The organism is Nocardia tenerifensis NBRC 101015, assembly GCF_000308715.1.
Classification (GTDB): Bacteria; Actinomycetota; Actinomycetes; order Mycobacteriales; family Mycobacteriaceae; genus Nocardia; species Nocardia tenerifensis.
Map to the genome: position 1 here is coordinate 22789 of NZ_BAGH01000010.1, position 19003 is coordinate 41791.

At 67.2% G+C, this 19003-nt stretch carries 19 protein-coding genes and 1 tRNA gene; 12 read left to right on the forward strand and 8 right to left on the reverse strand.

Translation table 11 applies throughout. From position 1 onward, the window contains the following. Positions 1-2: 2 nt before the first annotated feature. Positions 3-953, reverse strand: coding sequence for a prephenate dehydrogenase (locus tag ON39_RS00975; protein ID WP_040729593.1), 951 nt, complete (start codon positions 951-953; stop codon positions 3-5). Between the two features lie 58 nt (positions 954-1011). Here ON39_RS00975 and ON39_RS00980 point away from each other — a divergent pair, with 58 nt between their 5' ends. From ON39_RS00980 to ON39_RS00990, 3 genes are all read left to right on the forward strand, one after another. Further along, positions 1012-1551 carry a tRNA adenosine deaminase-associated protein gene (locus tag ON39_RS00980; RefSeq protein WP_040729596.1) on the forward strand — a complete coding sequence of 180 codons (540 nt, stop codon included), beginning with the start codon at positions 1012-1014 and terminating at the stop codon, positions 1549-1551. 34 nt (positions 1552-1585) lie between these two features. Beyond that, a complete protein-coding gene (locus tag ON39_RS00985) occupies positions 1586-2029 on the forward strand; it encodes a nucleoside deaminase (RefSeq protein WP_040729598.1) in 444 nt (147 codons plus the stop codon). A 74-nt stretch (positions 2030-2103) separates the two neighbouring features. Then, a tRNA-Ser gene (locus ON39_RS00990) sits at positions 2104-2194 on the forward strand. A gap of 93 nt (positions 2195-2287) precedes the next feature. Here ON39_RS00990 and ON39_RS00995 read toward each other — a convergent pair. Next, positions 2288-2731: a MarR family winged helix-turn-helix transcriptional regulator gene (locus tag ON39_RS00995; RefSeq protein WP_040729600.1), complete on the reverse strand. Its 444-nt coding sequence runs from the start codon at positions 2729-2731 to the stop codon at positions 2288-2290. Between the two features lie 78 nt (positions 2732-2809). Between ON39_RS00995 and ON39_RS01000 the strand changes: the two genes are divergently transcribed. Continuing rightward, positions 2810-3736, forward strand: a complete 927-nt coding sequence (locus ON39_RS01000; protein WP_040729604.1) for a quinone oxidoreductase family protein — start codon at positions 2810-2812, stop codon at positions 3734-3736. A gap of 52 nt (positions 3737-3788) precedes the next feature. Here the strand turns inward: ON39_RS01000 and ON39_RS01005 are convergent, their stop codons facing one another. Both ON39_RS01005 and ON39_RS01010 read right to left on the reverse strand, forming a co-directional pair. After that, positions 3789-4220: a hypothetical protein gene (locus tag ON39_RS01005; RefSeq protein WP_146251174.1), complete on the reverse strand. Its 432-nt coding sequence runs from the start codon at positions 4218-4220 to the stop codon at positions 3789-3791. A 4-nt stretch (positions 4221-4224) separates the two neighbouring features. After that, entirely contained in the window at positions 4225-4608 is a 384-nt protein-coding gene (locus ON39_RS01010; protein ID WP_051186151.1) for a winged helix-turn-helix transcriptional regulator, read from the reverse strand. A gap of 62 nt (positions 4609-4670) precedes the next feature. On the opposite strand from ON39_RS01010, the gene ON39_RS01015 reads away from it, so the two are divergent. Next, positions 4671-5525 (forward strand): SDR family oxidoreductase, encoded by an 855-nt coding sequence (locus ON39_RS01015; RefSeq protein WP_040729610.1) that lies wholly within the window; start codon positions 4671-4673, stop codon positions 5523-5525. Positions 5526-5537: 12 nt separating this feature from the next. On the opposite strand, the gene ON39_RS01020 is transcribed toward ON39_RS01015, so the two are convergent. Next, positions 5538-5828: a DUF6191 domain-containing protein gene (locus tag ON39_RS01020; protein WP_040729613.1), complete on the reverse strand. Its 291-nt coding sequence runs from the start codon at positions 5826-5828 to the stop codon at positions 5538-5540. 233 nt (positions 5829-6061) lie between these two features. Here ON39_RS01020 and ON39_RS01025 point away from each other — a divergent pair, with 233 nt between their 5' ends. Beyond that, positions 6062-6262, forward strand: coding sequence for a hypothetical protein (locus ON39_RS01025; RefSeq protein ID WP_040729732.1), 201 nt, complete (start codon positions 6062-6064; stop codon positions 6260-6262). Between the two features lie 344 nt (positions 6263-6606). Then, on the forward strand, positions 6607-6801 hold the full coding sequence (locus tag ON39_RS01030) for a hypothetical protein (RefSeq protein WP_174412484.1): 195 nt from the start codon (positions 6607-6609) through the stop codon (positions 6799-6801). Positions 6802-6845: 44 nt separating this feature from the next. Here ON39_RS01030 and ON39_RS01035 read toward each other — a convergent pair whose 3' ends face one another. Together ON39_RS01035 and ON39_RS01040 are read right to left on the reverse strand one after the other, a co-directional pair. Continuing rightward, complete coding sequence (locus ON39_RS01035; RefSeq protein ID WP_051186170.1) at positions 6846-9146, reverse strand: MMPL family transporter; 2301 nt, start codon at positions 9144-9146, stop codon at positions 6846-6848. 208 nt (positions 9147-9354) lie between these two features. Continuing rightward, complete coding sequence (locus ON39_RS01040; RefSeq protein WP_040729616.1) at positions 9355-11649, reverse strand: MMPL family transporter; 2295 nt, start codon at positions 11647-11649, stop codon at positions 9355-9357. Positions 11650-11846: 197 nt separating this feature from the next. Here ON39_RS01040 and ON39_RS01045 point away from each other — a divergent pair, with 197 nt between their 5' ends. The 5 genes from ON39_RS01045 (at position 11847) to tgt (ending at position 18154) form a co-directional block, all read left to right on the forward strand. Further along, entirely contained in the window at positions 11847-12440 is a 594-nt protein-coding gene (locus ON39_RS01045) for a TetR/AcrR family transcriptional regulator (protein WP_040729619.1), read from the forward strand. A gap of 45 nt (positions 12441-12485) precedes the next feature. Then, a complete protein-coding gene (locus tag ON39_RS01050) occupies positions 12486-12995 on the forward strand; it encodes an RrF2 family transcriptional regulator (protein WP_040729621.1) in 510 nt (169 codons plus the stop codon). 145 nt (positions 12996-13140) lie between these two features. Then, positions 13141-14874: an ABC transporter ATP-binding protein gene (locus ON39_RS01055; protein ID WP_040729623.1), complete on the forward strand. Its 1734-nt coding sequence runs from the start codon at positions 13141-13143 to the stop codon at positions 14872-14874. After that, entirely contained in the window at positions 14871-16790 is a 1920-nt protein-coding gene (locus tag ON39_RS01060; RefSeq protein WP_051186152.1) for an ABC transporter ATP-binding protein, read from the forward strand. The genes ON39_RS01055 and ON39_RS01060 overlap by 4 nt, the downstream gene beginning before the upstream one ends. A 119-nt stretch (positions 16791-16909) precedes the next feature. Further along, entirely contained in the window at positions 16910-18154 is a 1245-nt protein-coding gene (gene tgt, locus ON39_RS01065) for a tRNA guanosine(34) transglycosylase Tgt (protein ID WP_040729629.1), read from the forward strand. A gap of 52 nt (positions 18155-18206) precedes the next feature. On the opposite strand, the gene ON39_RS01070 is transcribed toward tgt, so the two are convergent. Further along, on the reverse strand, positions 18207-18986 hold the full coding sequence (locus ON39_RS01070; protein ID WP_051186155.1) for a queuosine precursor transporter: 780 nt from the start codon (positions 18984-18986) through the stop codon (positions 18207-18209). Positions 18987-19003: the final 17 nt, after the last annotated feature.

Below are 19003 nucleotides of genomic sequence, written 5' to 3' on the forward strand. Positions count from 1 at the left end.
AATTACCGCAGCCGGGTGATAACCCCGCCGAGCTGTCCGGCCTCGCGCATGTTCGCCAGCCAATTGTGGTCGCCGGGATGGATATCGGTGATTTCCCATCGGCGCGCGGTTTCGTAGCGCCTGCGGGCATCGTGACCGGCGTCCACGAGATCGGCCAGGGAATTGTCCGCGCGCAGGCTGTCGCGGGCGGCGCCGAGCACCATGAGCGTTTCCTCGAGCACCGCCAACAGCGCCGCGGAATTCGGCTCACAAATAGCGCGCACGAGATCGGGAGCGGTGCCCGCCACGCGGGTGCCGTCGCGGAACGAACCCGCCGCGAGGCCGAGGGCGAGCTCGCCGCCCGCCGCACCGGCCGAGGCCAGCGCCTCGGCCAGCACGTGCGGCAGATGCGAGATCCGGGCCACCGCCCGGTCGTGCTCCTCCGCGACGACCGGGACGACCACCGCCCCGCAGTCCAGCGCCAGTCGCGCCACCCTCGTCCACGCCTCGGCCTGCGTGCCCTCGTCCACGCCGACCGCCCACACCGCGTCGCGGAACAGGCCGGAATCGGTGGCGGCCCACCCGGATTCGGCCGTGCCCGCCATCGGATGTCCACCGACGTAGCGGGCCGAGAGGCCCTCCTTGCGCACCGCCTCCGCCACCGGCGCCTTCACACTGACCACGTCGGTCAGCACGCAGTGCGGCGCGAACGAGGCGATGGCGGAGGTCATGTGCTCGACCGCGGGCATCGGCACCGCGATCACGATCAACGCGTCCGCGTCGGCCGCCCTGGCGAGCGCGGCGGACAGATCCTCGGTCACGTCGAAACCGTCGCCTCGTGCGGCGCGCGCTCCCTCCGCCGAGCGGTTGAAACCCCAGGCGTCATAGCCGGCGTCGACGGCGGCGCGCAGCAGGGAACCGCCGATCAAGCCGGTTCCGAGGACGCACACGGACGCTTTCTCAGCAGAAGTCACCCGAACAGATTCGCATACGACTTCAACATTTCGGCTTGGGCAGACTACCGTTGCGCCCATGGCAGCACAGCGCTCGGGCACGAATAGGGCGGCGTCGGATGATTACGACGACGTAGAAGGGTTCGCAGTGGCGGTTGTCCGCGAAGAAGGCAAATGGCGGTGCAGCCCGCTGAGCCAGGCCGCGCTTACGGATTTGTCCGCCGCGGAAAACGAACTGAAGGCGTTGCGCAGCTCGGGTGCCGTGTTCGGCCTGCTGGACATCGATGACGAGTTCTTCATCGTGGTCCGGCCCGCGCCGAGCGGCACCCGGATGCTGGTTTCGGACGCCACCGCCGCCATTGATTACGACATCGCCGCGGACGTTCTCGACGCCCTGAACGTGGAAATTCCGGACATCGACCCCGACGAACTCGACGACGTCGAGCCGTGGGAAGAAGGCGACCTCGGCGTGCTCGCCGATCTGGGCCTGCCCGAGCCGGTGCTGAGCGTCATCCTCGCCGACACCGACCTCTACCCCGACGAGCAGCTCGGCATGATCGCCCAGCGACTCGGCTTCGCCGACGAGTTATCGGCGGTGCTGGACAAGCTGCCGCGCTGACGTGCCCGGCCAGGCACCACCCTCGGATACCGACATGGTGCGCGCCGCGATCGCCGCGGCCGCCGCAGCCGACCCGCGCGACGTCCCCGTCGGCGCCGTCGTATTCGACTCCACCGGAAGGGAACTCGCGCGCGCCGCGAACGCGCGCGAAGCCCTCGGTGACCCCACCGCGCACGCCGAGGTGCTCGCCCTGCGCCGCGCGGCCGAGGTCCACGGCGACGGCTGGCGCCTCGAAGGCGCGACCCTCGCCGTCACCCTGGAGCCGTGCACCATGTGCGCGGGCGCCCTCACCCTCGCCCGCGTCTCCCGCCTAGTCTTCGGCGCCTGGGAACCCAAAACCGGCGCCGTCGGCTCCCTCTGGGACGTCGTCCGCGACCGCCGCCTCAACCACCGCCCCCAGGTCCGCGGCGGCATCCTCGAGTCCGACTGTGCCGCCCTACTCGACGCCTTCTTCCGCACCCAGCGCCACCCCTCCTGACCCGCCCCGTGACCCAGACCACCCTTCTTCCAGCCGATTTAGCGATCAGCCCCCCGTCCGGTATGGTTGTCGGCGGTGGCGTGTCCGAGCGGCCTAAGGAGCACGCCTCGAAAGCGTGTGAGGGGTAACCCCCCTCCGAGGGTTCAAATCCCTCCGCCACCGCCAAAGCCCCTTACCTGCTCCGTCAGGTGAGGGGCTTTTTTATTGTCGTGGCTTCGCTCGATTCGGGCACCGAGTGGGCACACTTCGGCTCCGGGTTCACTTTTCATCGCCGCGGTGTGGGGCCGGGGTGAGGAGGGGCTCGAGGAGGTCGGCGAGTTGGCGGCGCTGCTGCGGGTCGATTCGGCCGATGGCCGGGGCAAAGGTTTCTTGGAACTCGTCGTAGAGGCGTTGCATCAGTTCCTGGCCGGCGTCGGTGATGGAGACGATGACGGCACGTTTGTCGTCGGGGCTGGCGGCGCGCGTCATCAGGCCTCGTCGTTCAGCGCGGTCGATGAGGCCGGACAGGGTCGACTTGTCCAGGCCGAGGAAGGCCGCCAGCTCACTCATGCGCGGATGCCGGTCGCGCAGGATGCCGAGAACCCGTAGTTGGGTGAGGGACAGATCGTGCTGTGCGGCGAGGCGGGTGAGTACACCCATGATCTGGAAGGCGCTACGGACCAGGCCGTCGATCAGGGCGTCCGTGTGGTCGTCGGAGGCCATCACTGCACACTACTTGACATTGTTTGTAATACCAACAACTATGGATTTAGTTGGGAATACAAACTACTGGGAGTTCTTATGTACGCCGCAGTCATCACCTCTTCCGACGCCCCGCCCGCCTACTGTGCGCACCCCGCACCGGTGGCACATGATGAGAACGAGATGGTCGTCGAGGTCCTCGCCGCGGGCCTGCATCACTTGACGCGGGCGAAGGCGCAGGGCACCCATTACTCTTCGGCCGGCGAATTTCCGCGCGTGCCCGGCGCCGACGGTGTCGTGCGCGATGCGGCGGGCCGGCTGCGGTACGCGGTCCTGGACGACACGAATCTCGGCACGTTCGCCGAGCGCACCGTGATCGACGTGCGCCGCAGCGTGGTGCTGCCCGACGGGATAGACCCCGTGCGGATAGCCGCGGCGATGAACCCGGGCATGGCCTCCTGGATCGCGCTGCGCCGCCGTATCTCCTTCCGCGAGGGTCAGCGGGTCCTCGTCCTCGGCGCCACCGGCAGTGCCGGACGTATGGCCGTCCAGATCGCCAAGCGGTTCGGCGCCGCACAGGTGTTCGCCGCGGGCCGCGACGCCACCCGCCTGAAGACCGCGCTGGACCTCGGCGCGGACCGGACGCTCACCTTCGACGAGATCAGCGCCGCGGCCGACGTGGACGTCGTCCTCGACTTCGTATGGGGCGCCCCCGCCGCCGACGCCATGCTCCCGATCCTCACCGCGCGCGCCGACCGCAGCGCCCCGCTCGAATGGGTTCAGATCGGCTCCATTGCCGGAGCGACCGCTCCGATCCCGTCCGTGGCGCTCCGGGCGTCGCGGCTGCAGATCCTCGGCAGCGGCATCGGATCGGTCAGCGCACGGGACATGATCGCCGAACTGCCGGAGCTCGCCGCGGCGGTGACGGACGGCGACATCGACGTCCAGGCACGAGCCGTACCGCTGTCCCGCGTCGCGGAGGCATGGAACGAGAAGGCAAGCGAGCGTACCGTTTTCGTGCCGTGAGTTCGCAACGTCAGCTCGGGGTCACGCGGGTGAAGGGCACGGGGAAGTCGGGCTAACCCGTTCTGACGCAAGAGCTTCCGGTGTCCAGGCCGGTGCCTGTGACCTCGACGGTGACGTACTTCGTCGAGGTGCACTGGCCCGGCACGCTCTGGATGGCGGTGATGTTCTGCGATCCGATGCGGGTGGGGGTCCAGGAGGTGGTGACGGTGTTGTTGCCGGGGTGGTGAACAGGCTCACCGGAAAGGCGTTCGCCGTTGCCGGGGATCACGCCGCCCGAGAGCCAGAAGAAGACGGTGCCGGGCGGGGTGGACGCGTCGTCGAGCGTGGCGGTCACGGTGTAGCGGCAGCCGGTCACGATGCCTTCGGAACCCGCGGCGACCTCGACGCCGAGCATCTCGGCGCCGGCCGGCGGGGCGACCAGGATGGGGACGGCCACGGCCGCGAACGCCGCGCACACCACGGCTCTGGAGTGGGACCTGCTCATCGTGCTACCTCCCTGACTGGAATTTCACGATCGCCTCGCCATTGATGCTGACCCACTCCAGCAGCCCGCGCAATTGTTCCGCAACTTCCTGGCCCCTCGGCGTCAGCGCGTAGGTGACCTTGGGCGGGGTGCTCGGCTCCACGGTTCGTTCGGTGAGGCCGTAATTGGTGAAGGTGCGCAGGTTCTGCGACAGCATCTTCTCGCTGATGCCGCCGATGTGGTCGCGCAGGACATGGAATCGCATGGGCCCCTCGCTCAAAGAGGCCAGAATCAGCACGCCCCAGCGACTGGTCAGCTTGTCGAGCACGGTGCGGCCGGGGCAATCGCCGTCGAATATTTCACGTCGCGCGGACACCAGTGCGCTATCGGCCTGGAAACCTACCTTCACGTCTAGAGCTTACTTTGAGGTAGGCCCTTACCAAAGGTTAGCCGAGTTCGTATGGTGAGCTCATGGCTAAGATAAACAAGGTCCTGGTGATCGGTGCGACGGGACACGTTGGCGGACAAGTCGTTTCGCAACTCGCGACGACCGCTACGGCGGTGCGCGCGCTGGCTCGCACGCCGGCGTCGGCCTCGCTGGCGCCCGGGGTCGACGTCGTGCCCGGCGATCTGACCGCGCCGGACACGTTGATTCCCGCACTCGACGGCGTCGACGCGGTCTACCTCACCTGGCCGATACTGCCTCCGGAGGCCGCGAGCCCGGTGGTCGAGATCATCGCCGAGCACGCGCGCCGCATCGTGTTGCTGTCCTCCGCCGCGGTCCGCGACGACCTAGCAGAGCAAAAAAATCCGATCGGCCGTGCGCACGCGCTCATCGAGCAGCCGATCAAAGACTCCGGACTGGAGTGGACCTTCCTGCGCCCCTACGGTTTCGCGACCAACACGCTGGAGTGGGCGCCGCAGATCCGCAGTGGGAATGTCGTGCGCGGCGCGTACGGCGCGGCGTCGATGACGCTGCTGCACGAGGCCGACATCGCCGCGGTCGCGGTGCGCGCCCTCACCGGCGACGGCCACGTCGGGGCGCGCTACGAGCTGAGCGGCCCGGCGCCGCTGAGCAGGATCGAGCAGGTGGCCGCCATCGGCGCGGCGATCGGCCGTCCGCTGGCCTGGGAGGAGATCTCTCCGGAGGAGGCGAAGGCGCAGATGGGTTGGCTTGCACCGGAATTCGCCGACTTCGTGCTCGCCGGTCTCGCCGCGATGGTCGACACACCTGGTCGAGCGACGTCGACGGTTCACGAGGTCACCGGGGCGCCTGCCCGCGGCTTCGCGGAGTGGGCGGCCGATCACGCCGCCGACTTCGCCTGAGGAGCGGCCGGATCATTCGCCCTTCGGCTGCTCCGGCCGCAACACGACGGTGTGCCGGTCCAGGTCTACGCCGAAAGGCGGTGCGCCGTCGGAACTCTCGTCGCGCAGCATCGACACCGACTCACGGTGGTCGAGCTCCATCCGCTTGGTGCCGTAGAACAGCGCGGTGAACTCGTCGGTGAAGGTGCCCGACACCGGCGTTCGCCGCCGTCTGCGTCGCTTGCCCACCGCGAGCTCGTAGAGCGCTACCAGCATGAGCAGAACGACCCAGCCGGGAATCCACCACTGCAGCACCGACGCCATACCGATCGAACGATTCGATCGGCGGCAGTGTTCCCGATCACCGGGCTCCCCAGGCCGCGTCCGACGCGCGAAAAACCCCGCCCGCCTGCGGTTATCGAGCCGGCGAGCAATAGTTCGAGCGGAACGGATATTCCGGGCGAACCGGGGTATACGCCGGTTAGCTAGATGCGGGAAGGACGTGATGCGCTATGCGACGTCGAACTGTCCGCTCGAGACCGATGAGCGAGAGAAACATGAGAATCGGAAGCATAATTGTCTTGGTCTGGTTGCTGATCGGCGTCGTCGCCGCGGCGCAGCGGGACTACTTCGACAGTGGCCCGGTGAACTGCGCCGGGTTCGGCACCATCGCCGTCACCGTGATCGCGGGCCCGCTCAACTACATGGGGGTGAACCCCAAGGTCGCGGATTGCGATGTGCCGCAACCGAGTCCGTAGAACAGTCCGCTGGCGATCGTGAATCGCCCACCGGCACTGCCCATTCGATGTCCTCGCGCTCAGCAATGGGCGCGAGGTTCATCCATATGCGGGCCGAACTAAAACACAATCGCTCACCCTTTCGTCGCACCGCTCGGTTAACCCAGTGACGAACCCCGGAATTCGCCCGGCGCGCACCCCGGAGTCGCCCGACTCCCGCGTCCGCCCCGTCCGCGGATAAACCGTGGTCAGGCGGGTAGTACCTGGTGACGAGCACGGGAAGGGAGCGAGACATGCGCGACTACGAGTTCCGCGACCGCGGGCCCCGCGGCCGAGTAGTGCGCCACACCGGTATCGGCACCCGGGTGTTCAGCACGCTGTTGCTCATCTGGCTGGCCATCGGCCTGCTCGCCGCGGGTCAGCGCCACTATTTCGTCAGCAGCCCGACCAACTGCGCGGGCTGGGGCACGATCGCCGTCACGGCGGTCGCGGGCCCGCTCAACTACATGGGCGTGAACCCGAAGATCGACGACTGCACGCTGCCGCAGCCGAGCCAATAGCGAAACGCCCCCACCCTGAGCAGGGCGGGGGCGAGTCTGAGTGTTCAGCCGACGTCGGCGGGCAATTTCGTGTCGCCGGGCGTCGGTTGCCCGCGCAGCGCGAACAGTTTCGCGCCTTCGACATCGATATCCGGGACGATCTTGTCCAGCCACTTGGGCATCCACCACGCCCACTTGCCCATCAGCGCGAGCAGCGACGGAATCAGCAGCATGCGCACGAGGAACGCGTCGAACAGCACGCCGGCCGCCAGCGCGAAACCCATCATCTTCGCGGTGACATCGGTCTCCAGCAGGAAGGAACCGAACACCGAGATCATGATGATCGCGGCGGAGGTGACGACCCGGGCGCCGTGGTGATAACCGCTGATCATCGCCTCCTTCGGCGGCTTGCCGTGCACATACTCCTCGCGCATCCGGGTCACCAGGAACACCTGGTAGTCCATGGCGAGACCGAAGACCAACCCGATCAACATGATCGGCAGGAAGCTCACGATCGCCCGCGGATCCTGGATCAGCCCGAGCTTGCCCTCCTGGAAGATCAGCACCGTCGCACCGAAGGTGGCCGCCATGGAGAGCAGGAACCCGAGCGCGCCGGTGAGCGGCACCAGGATCGAGCGGAACACCAGGATGAGCAGGATGAACGCGGCCCCGGCCACGATGGCCATGTACGGCACGATCTTGCTGAGCAGCACGTGGTCGATGTCGGCATAGATGGCGGTGGTGCCGGTGATGCCGTATTTCATCCCGTACTGCGACTCCAGCCGGCCCTCCGCGTCGCGGGCGTCGCGCACCAGGTCCTTGGTGGACTGGTCGTTCGGCCCGGATTTCGGGACGCCGTTGATGAGCGCGCCGAGCCCGTCCTGACTCAGCCGCGGCTCGGTCACGTAGTCCATGTCCGGCGAGGCCGCGAGCTCGTCACGCAGCGAGTTCAACGCCGTGGCGCGTTTGTCCGCCGCGACGTTCGTGAGGTCGACGGCGACCTGGAGCACGCCGTTGCTGCCCTCGCCGAACCCGGCCGTGCGCAGCTCGTAGGCCTTTCGCACGGTGGAGGTCTTGGGCATGCTGTCCTCGCCGGGCAGCCCGAGGTTCATCTTCGTCGCGGGCAGCGCGAGCAGGCCGAGCACGACGATGCTGAGGATCAGCGCGACGGCCGGCGCCTTGCCGATGGCCTTGGCGACGCGCATGCCGTTGGTGACCGAGCTGTCGTCCTCCGGGTCGTGCTGGGCGATGACCGGCAGCTTCGGCTTGAACAGGAACCGCCCGAACGCGCCGAGCAGCGCCGGCATCAGCGTGATCGCGGTGAGCACCGCGAACGCCGCCGCGACCGCCCCGCCGAGACCCATGAAGGTAAGGAATCGAACGCCGACGATGCTGAGCCCGACCAGCGCGATGATGACGGTGAGACCGGCGAACACCACCGCCGAGCCCGCGGTCCCGAGCGCGGTCCCGGCCGCCTCGTCCGGCGAGTCCTGTACCGCCAGTTCGTGTTTGTAGCGTGAGACGATGAACAGCGCGTAGTCGATGGACAGCGCGATGCCGATCATCGACGCGAGGAACGTGGTGAAACTGGGGATGGACAGGAACGACGTGCCGAGGAAGATCAGCGAGGTGGCCGCGCTCAGCCCGACCACCGCGGTGATGATCGGTACGAACGCGGCGACGATCGCGCCGAACGCCACGATCATCACGATCAGCGCGACGGCCATGCCGATCATCTCGGACTTGCCGCTCGGCGCCTGCTGCTCCATCGCGATGGTGCCGCTGAGCTCGACCGTCAAACCCGCGCGCCGGGCCTGGTCGGCCACGTCGTAGGCGGCCTTGCGGCTCTCGGCGGTCACATCGGTGAAGTTCTTGATGCCGAACGGCACGCTGAAGAACGCGACCGTGTCCCGGTCGGTCTTGTTGAGCACGTTCAACGGTGCGCCGCTGCACTTCGCCGCGTCCGGCTCGGCGACGAGACAGCCCATCTGCTCGGTGACGGTGACCGGATTCGCGATCGGCTTGCTGTGATCGACGATGCCGAGCTGGTTCAGCTGCTCGATCAGCGCGTCGATGGCCTGCCGGTTGACCGGGTCGGTCAGCTTCTGACCGGCGGGTGCGCCGATCACGTAGGTGCCGGTCACGGCGTCGAACTTGAAGGCCTCCGACATGCCGGGGAAGTGCTGATCGAGGATGTGCGTCGCGCGCTCCGACGGCAGGTTCGGCATGCTGAAGTCGTCGCTCATCGGCTCCTTGAGCTGGGTGCCGAGCGCGCCGAGCACCAGGAAGGCGACGATCCAGATGGGCAGCACAATCCACTTGTGGCGGAAGGCGAACTTTCCCCACCGGTATAGATACACGGACACAGGGTTCTCCTCGCGGTGATCGAGTCGTGCCGGATCGAGCGACTGACGCACGCGGGCCGACTGCGCCCGCAGGGGAACTACCGAGCTGGGGTCGAGCTTTCCTCTGAGTCTGCTGCGGACGGCCGACAAGATCAAGAACCGAGCGCGGATACGACTCGGCCCCGCACCGTTGCACGCGTGCGGGGCCGAGTGGGGTACTACCGCCGGATCAGGCGACGCCGACCGGCACCTTGTCCGTCTGCGCCGAGCGATGCTGCAGCTCACGCAGCTTCGTGCCTTCGACGTCGATGTCGGGCACGATCCGATCCAGCCACTTGGGCATCCACCACGCCCACTTGCCCATCAGGACGAGCAGTGACGGGATCAACACCATCCGGACGATGAACGCGTCGAACAGCACACCCGCGGCGAGCGCGAAGCCGAACGACTTCGCCGTCACGTCGGTCTCCAGCAGGAACGAGCCGAACACCGTGATCATGATGATCGCGGCCGAGGTCACCACGCGGGCGCCGTGGTGGTAGCCGGCCACGACCGCGTCCCTCGGCGACTTGCCGTTGACGAACTCCTCGCGCATCCGGGTCACCAGGAACACCTGGTAGTCCATGGCGAGGCCGAACACCAAGCCGATCAACATGATCGGCAGGAAGCTGATCAGCGGATGCGGATCCTCGATCAGCCCGAACTTGCCCTGCTGGAAGATCAGCACGGTCGCGCCGAACGTCGCGCCCATGGACAGCAGGAAGCCGAGCGCCGCGGTCAGCGGCACCAGGATCGAGCGGAACACCAGGATCAGCAGCACGAACGCGGCGCCGGCGACGATGGCCAGGTACGGCACGATCTTGCCGAGCAGCACGTGGTCGACGTCGGCGTAGATCGCGGTGGTTCCGGTGATGCCGTACTCCATGCCGAACTCGGCCTGCAGCTGCCCCTCCGCGTCGCGGGCGTCGCTCACCAGGTCCTTGGTGGCCTGGTTGTTCGGTCCGGACTTGGGCACGCCGTCGAGCAGCACGCCCTGCTTGTCCTCGCTCCACTTGGGCTCGGTCACGTAGTCCATGCCCGGGTAGGCGGAGAGCTTGTCGCGCAACGCCTTCACCGCGTTCTCGCGGTTGTCCGCGGGCACCTTGGACAGGTCGGCCGCCACGTTCAGCACGCCGTTGCTGCCCTCACCGAACCCCTCGGTGCGCAGCTCGTAGGCCTTGCGAATGGTGGAGGTCTTCGGCTGGCTGTCGTCGCCGGGCAGGCCGAGGTTGAGCCCGGCGGCGGGCGCGGCGAGCGCACCGAGCACCAGGACGCTGAGGCCGAGCGCGAGCCAGGGCGCCTTGCCGATCAGCCGGCCGAAGCGCATGCCGTTGGTGACCGAGTGGTCGTCCTCCGGGTCGTGCTGGGCGACGATCGGCAGCTTCGGCTTGAACAGGAACCGCCCGAACGCGCCGAGCAGCGCCGGCATCAGCGTGATCGCGGTCAGTACCGCGAAGCCCGCGGCGATCGCGCCGCCGAGACCCATGAAGGTCATGAACTGCACGCCGACGATGCTCAGGCCGGCGAGGGCGATGATCACCGTCAGGCCGGCGAACACCACGGCGGACCCGGCCGTGCCGAGCGCGGTGCCGGCCGCCTCCTCCGGCGAATCCTGTTCCGCCAGTTCGTGTTTGTAGCGCGAGACGATGAACAGCGCGTAGTCGATGGACAGCGCGATGCCGATCATCGACGCGAGGAACGTGGTGAAGCTCGGCACCTCGATCATCGAGGTACCCAGCATGATCAGCGAGGTGGCCGCGCCGAGCCCGACGATCGCGGTGACGATCGGCACGAAGGCGGCGATGATCGCGCCGAACGCCACGATCATCACGATCAGCGCGACGCCCATGCCGATCATCTCGGACTTGCCGCTCGGCGCCTCCTGCTTCATGGCGATCGAGCCGCTCATCTCGACGGTGAGCCCGGCGTTGCGCGCGTCGGCGGCCACCGCGTAGGCGGCGTCGCGGTTCGCGTCGGTGACGTCGGTGAACTTCTTGATGGTGAACGGCACGTTCATCACCGCGACCGAGTCGGGCACGGTCTTGCTGAGCACGTTCAGCGGCGCGCCGCTGCACTGCCCGGGATCGGGGTTGGCCAGGCAGCCCATCTTCTCGGCGGCCTCGATCGGGTTCATGATCGGCTTGCTGTGGTCGACGATGTCGAGCTCGCCGAGCTTGGCGATCAGCGCGTCGACGGCCGTCCGGTTGGCCGGGTCGGTGAGCTTCTGGCCCGCCGGCGCGCCGATCACGTAGGTGCCGGTGACGGCGTCGAATTTGAAGGCGGCCGAGGCGCCCGGAAAGTGTTTGTCGAGAATGTCGTTGGCGCGCGCGGAAGGCAGGTCCGGCATGCTGAAGTCATTGGTCATCGGCTTGCTGAGCTGCGCGCCCAGGCCGCCGAGAATGAGGAAGAGGACGAGCCAGACGGGGAGGACTATCCACTTTCTTCGGAAAGCGAACTTTCCCCATCTATAGAGATATACGGACACGAAGGTTCTCCTAGCGATGCTGTGGTGCTGATTCGCCGCCGGTGACAGCACTCGCGGGGTGCCCTGCACGCCCCCGCCTCCACGTGACGCTTTCTGCCTACCGTGCGGTAGGTAGACTATCCGGGTCTAAGCGGAGGTACAACCTCAATTTCGCGGGCACCGTTAGCTCGGCGCACGATTGGTGAGAGGATCGTCCGATGGCCGCCCGATCAACCCCCGACAGCGTTGCCGCTGGTGGGGGCACGAAATCCGCGATCCGCGAGGCCGCGGTGAAGCTGTTCGGCGACAAGGGTTTCGAGCAGACGAGCCTGCGCGAGGTCGCGGATGCGGTGGGAATCACAAAGGCCTCGCTCTACTATCACTACGCCTCGAAGCTCGATCTGCTGCACGCGATCATCGATCCGATCGTGGACAACCTGCGCTCGGTGGTGGTCGATCTCGACCGGACCCCGCGCGACTCGGCCGGCATTCGAGACGTGCTGCGCTCCTATCTGCGCGGCATGGTGCACCACCGCGCCGCCGGGGCACTGGTGCTGCGCGACACCGTGACGATCATCAACGCGGTGGCCGACCGGCACCCCGATCTCGTCGACGACGACCAGACCCTGCGCGAATGGCTGGCCGGCCCGAACGCCACCGACGAGGCCAGGCTCCGCGCGAGCGCCGCGCTCGCCATGCTCGGCGTCGCGTTGATGTCCAGGGAGTTTGCGCCCGGCGCCGACGACGCGCTGGTGGAGGCCACCCTGCTCGACGCGGCGACCTGCGTGCTCAACCCGCGTGACTGCGCGTAGATTGCAGCTACTCGACGGACCAGACTGAAAACGCCAGGAGAAGCTGTGCACATCACCGCGAGGGTCGACTACGCGGTGCGGACGTTGCTCGAGATCGCCCGCGCACCGCGGCTGAACCGAGGCGCGCTCGGCCCCGTCGTGCAGGTCGCGCCGGTGGTGAAGGCGGAGGCCATCGCGACGGCGCAGCGAATTCCGCCCAAGGTGCTCGAGACGGTGCTCGGCGATCTGCGCCGGGCCGATCTGGTGATCAGCAGGCGCGGCCCCGACGGCGGCTACTGGCTGGCCCGGCCGGCCGCGGCGATCTCCGTCGCCGACGTGATCAGGGCGATCGAGGGCCCGCTCGCGTCGGTGCGCGGCGAGCGACCCGAGGACGTGTCCTACGCCGGTGCGGCCGAATCGCTGCAGCGGGTGTGGATCGCCGTGCGCGTGAATATTCGTGCGGTACTGGAGAATGTGTCGATCGACGATGTCGCGAACAATCGGCTACCCGAGTTCGTCGACGCGCTCACCAATGATCCGGGTGCGTGGGCGCGGAGAGAGCCTCCGCTGAATTAAGTCGGTTGAATCGGACAAAGCACCCGCCGCGTCGGATCGTCCGGCCGTCGAATTGGTCGTAAGGCGCGCGTGAAGGAAGGGTGTTTATGCTGGTCAGAAATGTTTGCGACGCATGTCACCGCGGGCAGGTAATCTGCGATCCATCATGCTGATTCGACTTCTGCGCACTCATCTATACCCCTACCGTGCCCAGCTGGCAGGGGTCGTCGTGCTGCAGTTGATCTCGGTGATCGCCATGCTTTACCTGCCGAGCCTCAACGCCGATCTCATCGATAACGGCGTCACCAAGGGCGATATCGGATACATCTGGAGCACCGGCCTGCGGATGCTCGCGGTCACCGGCGTGCAGATCATCGCCTCCGGCTGCTCGGTCTACCTCGGCGCGCAGGCGGCCATGAGCGCGGGGCGCGACATGCGCGGCGCGCTGCTGCATCGCGTCGGCTCCTTCTCCGCGCGCGAGGTCGGCATGTTCGGCGCTCCGTCGCTGATCACCCGCAATACCAACGACATTCAGCAGGTGCAGCTGCTCATCGCGATGTCGGCGACCATCCTGGTGATGGCCCCGATCATGTGCGTCGGCGGCATCATCATGGCGCTGCGCGAGGACCTCGGCATGTCCTGGCTGCTGCTGATCGCGGTGCCCGCGCTCGGGCTGTCCATGGCCTTCCTGATCAGCAAGATGGTGCCCGGCTTCCGGGACATGCAGACCAGGATCGACGAGGTGAACCGGGTGCTGCGCGAGCAGATCACCGGCATCCGCGTGGTGCGCGCCTTCGTCCGCGAACGCCAGGAGACCTGGCGCTTCGGCGTCGCCAATTCCGAGCTCACCGATACCGCGCTGCGCGTCGGCCGGCTGATGGCGCTGATGTTCCCGCTGGTCATGCTGATCAGCAATGTCACCGCGGTGGCAGTGATCTGGTTCGGCGGCCACGCCGTCGACGAGGGCAGCATCCAGATCGGCTCGCTCACCGCGATGCTGTCCTACATCATGCAGATTCTGATGGCCGTGATGATGGCCTCGTTCCTGGCCATGATGGCGCCGCGCGCCGCGGTCTCCGCCGACCGGATCGGCGAGGTGCTCGAGACCGAGTCCTCGGTGGTGCCGCCGCCGCTGCCGCAGCCGTTCCAGGGCGACCCGGCCGACGTCGACTTCCAGTTCGCCGAGTTCGCCTTCCCCGGCGCGGAGAAGCCGGTGCTGAAAGCCATTCGGTTCCAGGTGAAGCCGGGCACGACCACCGCGATCGTCGGCTCGACCGGCTCGGGCAAGACCACACTGCTCAACCTCGTGCCGCGGCTGATGGACGTCACCGACGGCGCGGTCTACGTGGGCGGCACCGACGTCCGGCACATCGACCTCGAACTGCTGCGCTCGCAGATCGGCCTGGTCCCGCAGAAGGCGTATCTGTTCTCCGGAACGGTGGCCAGCAACCTGCGCTACGGCAATCCGGACGCCACCGACGAGGAGCTGTGGCGCGCGCTGGAGATCGCGCAGGCCGACGACTTCGTCCGGGAGATGGCGCAGGGCCTGGAGACTCCGGTGGCCCAGGGCGGCACCACCGTCTCCGGCGGCCAGCGCCAGCGGCTCGCGATCGCGCGGGCGTTGGTGAAGCGGCCGCGGGTCTACCTGTTCGACGACTCGTTCTCCGCGCTCGACGTGGCGACCGATGCCAGGCTGCGCGAGGCGCTGCGGCCGGTGACCAGGGAGGCGGCGGTCATCATTGTGGCGCAACGGATCACGACGATCCGCGACGCGGATCAGATCGTGGTGCTCGAGGACGGTGAGATGGCCGGCGTCGGCAGCCACGACCAGCTGATGCGCAATTGCAAGGAGTACCAGGAGATCGTCTCGTCCCAGCTGAGCGCGGAGGAGGTGCGATGAGGCCAGGAATGCCGGCCCCCGGTGCGCCGGACGCCAAGGCCAAGTCGTTCGGCCCGTCGCTGAAGCGGCTGCTGCGCAGGCTCGCGCCGGAGAAGAAGTTCGTCTGGCTCGTCGTGATGCTCGCGATCGCCTCGGTCGTGCTGAACATCCTCGGTCCGTACATGCTCGGCAAGGCGACCAACCTCGTCTTCGACGGCGTCGTCGGCAGGCAGTTGAAGTTCCCGCCGGGCACCACCAAGGACCAGGCCGTCGAGTATCTGCGGGCCAAGGGCGACAACACCTTCGCCGACATGCTGAGCGCCATGAACGCCGTCCCCGGGGTCGGCGTCGACTTCGGCGCCGTCGGCCGGGTGCTCATGCTCGTGCTCGCGCTCTACATCGGCGCCGCGGTGTTCGGCTGGCTGCAGGCCTTCCTGCTGAACATGGTGATCAACCGGACGGTCAAGCGGCTGCGCAGCGACATCGAGGACAAGATCCATCGACTTCCGTTGCGCTACTTCGACTCTCAACCGCGCGGCGACGTGCTGAGCCGGGTCACCAACGACGTCGACAACATCTCGCAGAGCCTGCAGCAGACGATGAGCCAACTGATCGTCTCGGTGTTCACGGTGCTCGGCATCCTGGTCATGATGTTCTGGATCTCGCCGCTGCTCGCGTTGATCGCCCTGCTCACGGTGCCCGCGGCGATCTTCGTGACCGCGCTGATCGCCAAACGCTCCAAGCCGCACTTCGTCGCCCAGTGGAAGAACACGGGCTTGGTGAACGCGCAGGTGGAGGAGGCTTACACCGGGCACGAGATCGTCACCGCGTTCGGCCGCAACCGCGAGGTCGGCGCCGAGTTCGACAAGCGCAACGAGGAGCTCTATCAGTCGAGCTTCAAGGCGCAGTTCATCTCCGGCCTGATCATGCCCGCGATCATGTTCCTCGGGAACGTGAACTTCGTGCTCGTCGCGCTGGTCGGCGGCCTGCGGGTGGCGACGGGCCAGCTCTCGCTCGGCGAGGTGCAGGCGTTCATCCAGTACTCGCGTCAGTTCAGCCAGCCGCTCACCCAGATCGGCGCGATGGCCAACCTGCTGCAGTCCGGCGTCGCGTCGGCCGAGCGGATCTTCGAGATCCTCGACGCCGAGGAGCAGAGCCCGGACCCGGTCACGGCCGATCCCCGCCCGGTCGATCGGGGCGAGGTCGAGTTCGAGGGCATCTCGTTCCGCTACGAGCCGGACCAGCCGGTCATCGAGCGGCTCTCGCTGATCGCCGAGCCGGGCCACGTGGTCGCCATCGTCGGCCCGACCGGCGCGGGCAAGACCACGCTGGTGAATCTGCTCATGCGGTTCTACGAGCTGGACTCCGGCGCCATCACCATCGACGGCGTCGACATCACCCGGATCAGCCGCGACAACCTGCGCTCCCGCATCGGCATGGTGTTGCAGGACACCTGGTTGTTCAAGGGCACCATCCGGGAGAACATCGCCTACGGCAATCCGAACGCCAGCGAGGAGGACATCCTCGAGGCCGCGCGGGCCGCGTATGTCGACCGCTTCGTGCACGCGCTGCCCGACGGCTACGACACGGTCATCGATGAGGAGGGCTCCGGCGTCAGCGCCGGCGAGAAGCAGCTGATCACCATCGCCCGGGCGTTCCTGGCCAAGCCGTCGATCCTGATCCTGGACGAGGCGACCAGCTCGGTCGACACCCGCACCGAACTGCTGGTCCAGCACGCGACCGCGGCCCTGCGCCGCGACCGCACGAGTTTCGTCATCGCCCATCGCCTGTCCACCATTCGCGACGCCGACCTTATCGTCGTCATGGAGGCGGGCCGCATAGTCGAGCACGGCACCCACGAACGCCTACTCGAAGAGCGCGGCGCCTACTACCGCCTCTACAACGCCCAGTTCGCCGCCGCGTCGGCGGAGGTGTAGCTCCATCGAGCAGAGTCATATGGTTGCTGCAGCACACCTTTCAGCAACCGTATGCCTCTGCTCGTTCGCGTCGTGACACCTCGGGGGCGCGGGGGTGGAGGGCCTGGGAGGATGTCCGGGTGTCAGATTCCGGTTCCTTTTCGTTCACCGTCGGTGCCCGCCTCGAAGGGCGGCATGGTCGAGCGGGTGTGATCAACACCCCGCACGGGGCCATCGCTACGCCCGCATTCATCCCGGTGGGCACGAAGGCGACGGTGAAGGCGGTATTGCCGGAGACGATGAAGGAGATCGGGGCGCAGGCGCTGCTGGCAAACGCCTACCACCTCTACCTGCAGCCGGGTTCGGACATCGTGGACGAGGCGGGCGGGCTCAGCAAGTTCATGAACTGGCCCGGACCGACCTTCACCGACAGCGGCGGCTTCCAGGTGATGTCGCTCGGCGTCGGCTTCAAGAAGGTGCTGGCGATGGAGGCGGTCGACGTCCGCAGCGACGACGTGATCGCGAAGGGCAAGGAGCGGCTGGCCACCGTCGACGACGACGGCGTCACCTTCCGCTCGCACCTGGACGGCTCGAAGCACCGGTTCACGCCCGAGGTGTCCATGGGCATCCAGCACCGGCTCGGCGCCGACATCATGTTCGCCTTCGACGAGCTCACCACCCTGCTCAATACCCGTGGCTACCAGGAGAAGTCGCTGCAGCGCACGCACGAGTGGGCGCAGCGCTGCCTCGACGAACACGAGCGACTGACCGCGGCCCGCACGCACCGCCCATACCAGGCGCTGTTCGGCGTGATCCAGGGCGCGCAGTACGAGGACCTGCGGCGCAAGGCTTGTCGCGGCCTCGAGTCGCTGCGCGGCGACCAGGGAACAGGTTTCGACGGCTACGGCATCGGCGGCGCGCTGGAGAAGCACAACCTCGGCACCATCGTCGGCTGGTGCTGCGACGAACTGCCCGAGGACAAGCCGAGGCACATGCTCGGCATCAGCGAGCCCGAGGACATCTTCACCGCCGTGGAGAACGGCGCGGACACCTTCGACTGCGTGAACCCGTCCCGGGTCGCGCGCAACGCCGCCATCTACGTCGCCGAGGGTCGATTCAACATCAACACCAGTCGTTTCCGACGCGACTTCACCCCGATCGACGAGACCTGCGACTGCTACACCTGCGCCAACTACACCCGCGCCTACCTGCACCACCTGTTCAAGGCCAAGGAGATCCTCGCGGCCACCCTGTGCACGATCCACAACGAGCGCTACACGATCCGGCTGGTCGACCGTATTCGCGCGAGCATCGAGGGCGGCTACTTCGACGAGCACAAGGCCGAGACGCTCGGGCGTTGGAAGGGCCGCATCCAGGCCCCGTGAAACCGGTGGCCCCGGACTCCACGACGTGAAGTCCGGTGGCCGCCAACGTCTTTCAGCTCAGTAGTGCGGGCTCCGGGCTCGGCGCGTAGGTCGGCTCGTGCTTCTTGAGCCAGGCGATCACCCGGTAGGTGATCGGCAGCACGATGACCTCCGCGAGCGTCTTCCACAGGAAGCCGACGATCACGTAGTTCACGAACTGGCCCCACGAGTCGATGCCGATGGCCGTGGCCGCGATGGAGCAGAAGATGAGCGTGTCACCGAACTCGCCGACCACGGTGGAGCCGATCAGCCGCGCCCACAGGTGCTTTTCCTTGGTGCGCTCCTTGATCAGCACCAGCGTCGCGGAGTTCAGCATCTCGCCGACGAAATAGCCGGCCAGGCCGGCGGCGACGAGCTGCGGCGTGGTGCCGATGACGGTGCGGAACGCGTCCTGGTTCTCGTAGAACGTCGCGACGGGCAGCTCGATCGCGATCTTGAAGCAAACCACCGTCAACAACAGGACGGCGAATCCGTAGTAGATGGCCCGGCGGGCGGACTTGAAGCCGTAGATCTCGCTCAGCACATCGCCGACGATGTAGGCCAGGGGGAAAAGGAACCACGCGCCGTCGGTGCTGATCGGCAGCACCTCCAGCGGTCCTATCTTCAACGATTGATCGGTGAAGAACTGCACGCCCTTGGTCGCGCAGATGTTGGAGATGATCAGCGTCGCGGTGAACAACGCCACTATCGGTGTGTAGTACCCCCGCGCTACCTGGGCGAATGCCGCATGGTCCGGCGCGGGGCGCCCAGATTCGGGGGTATCGATTTTATTCGGCTCACTCACCCGCATCATCCAACCAGGTTGTGGAA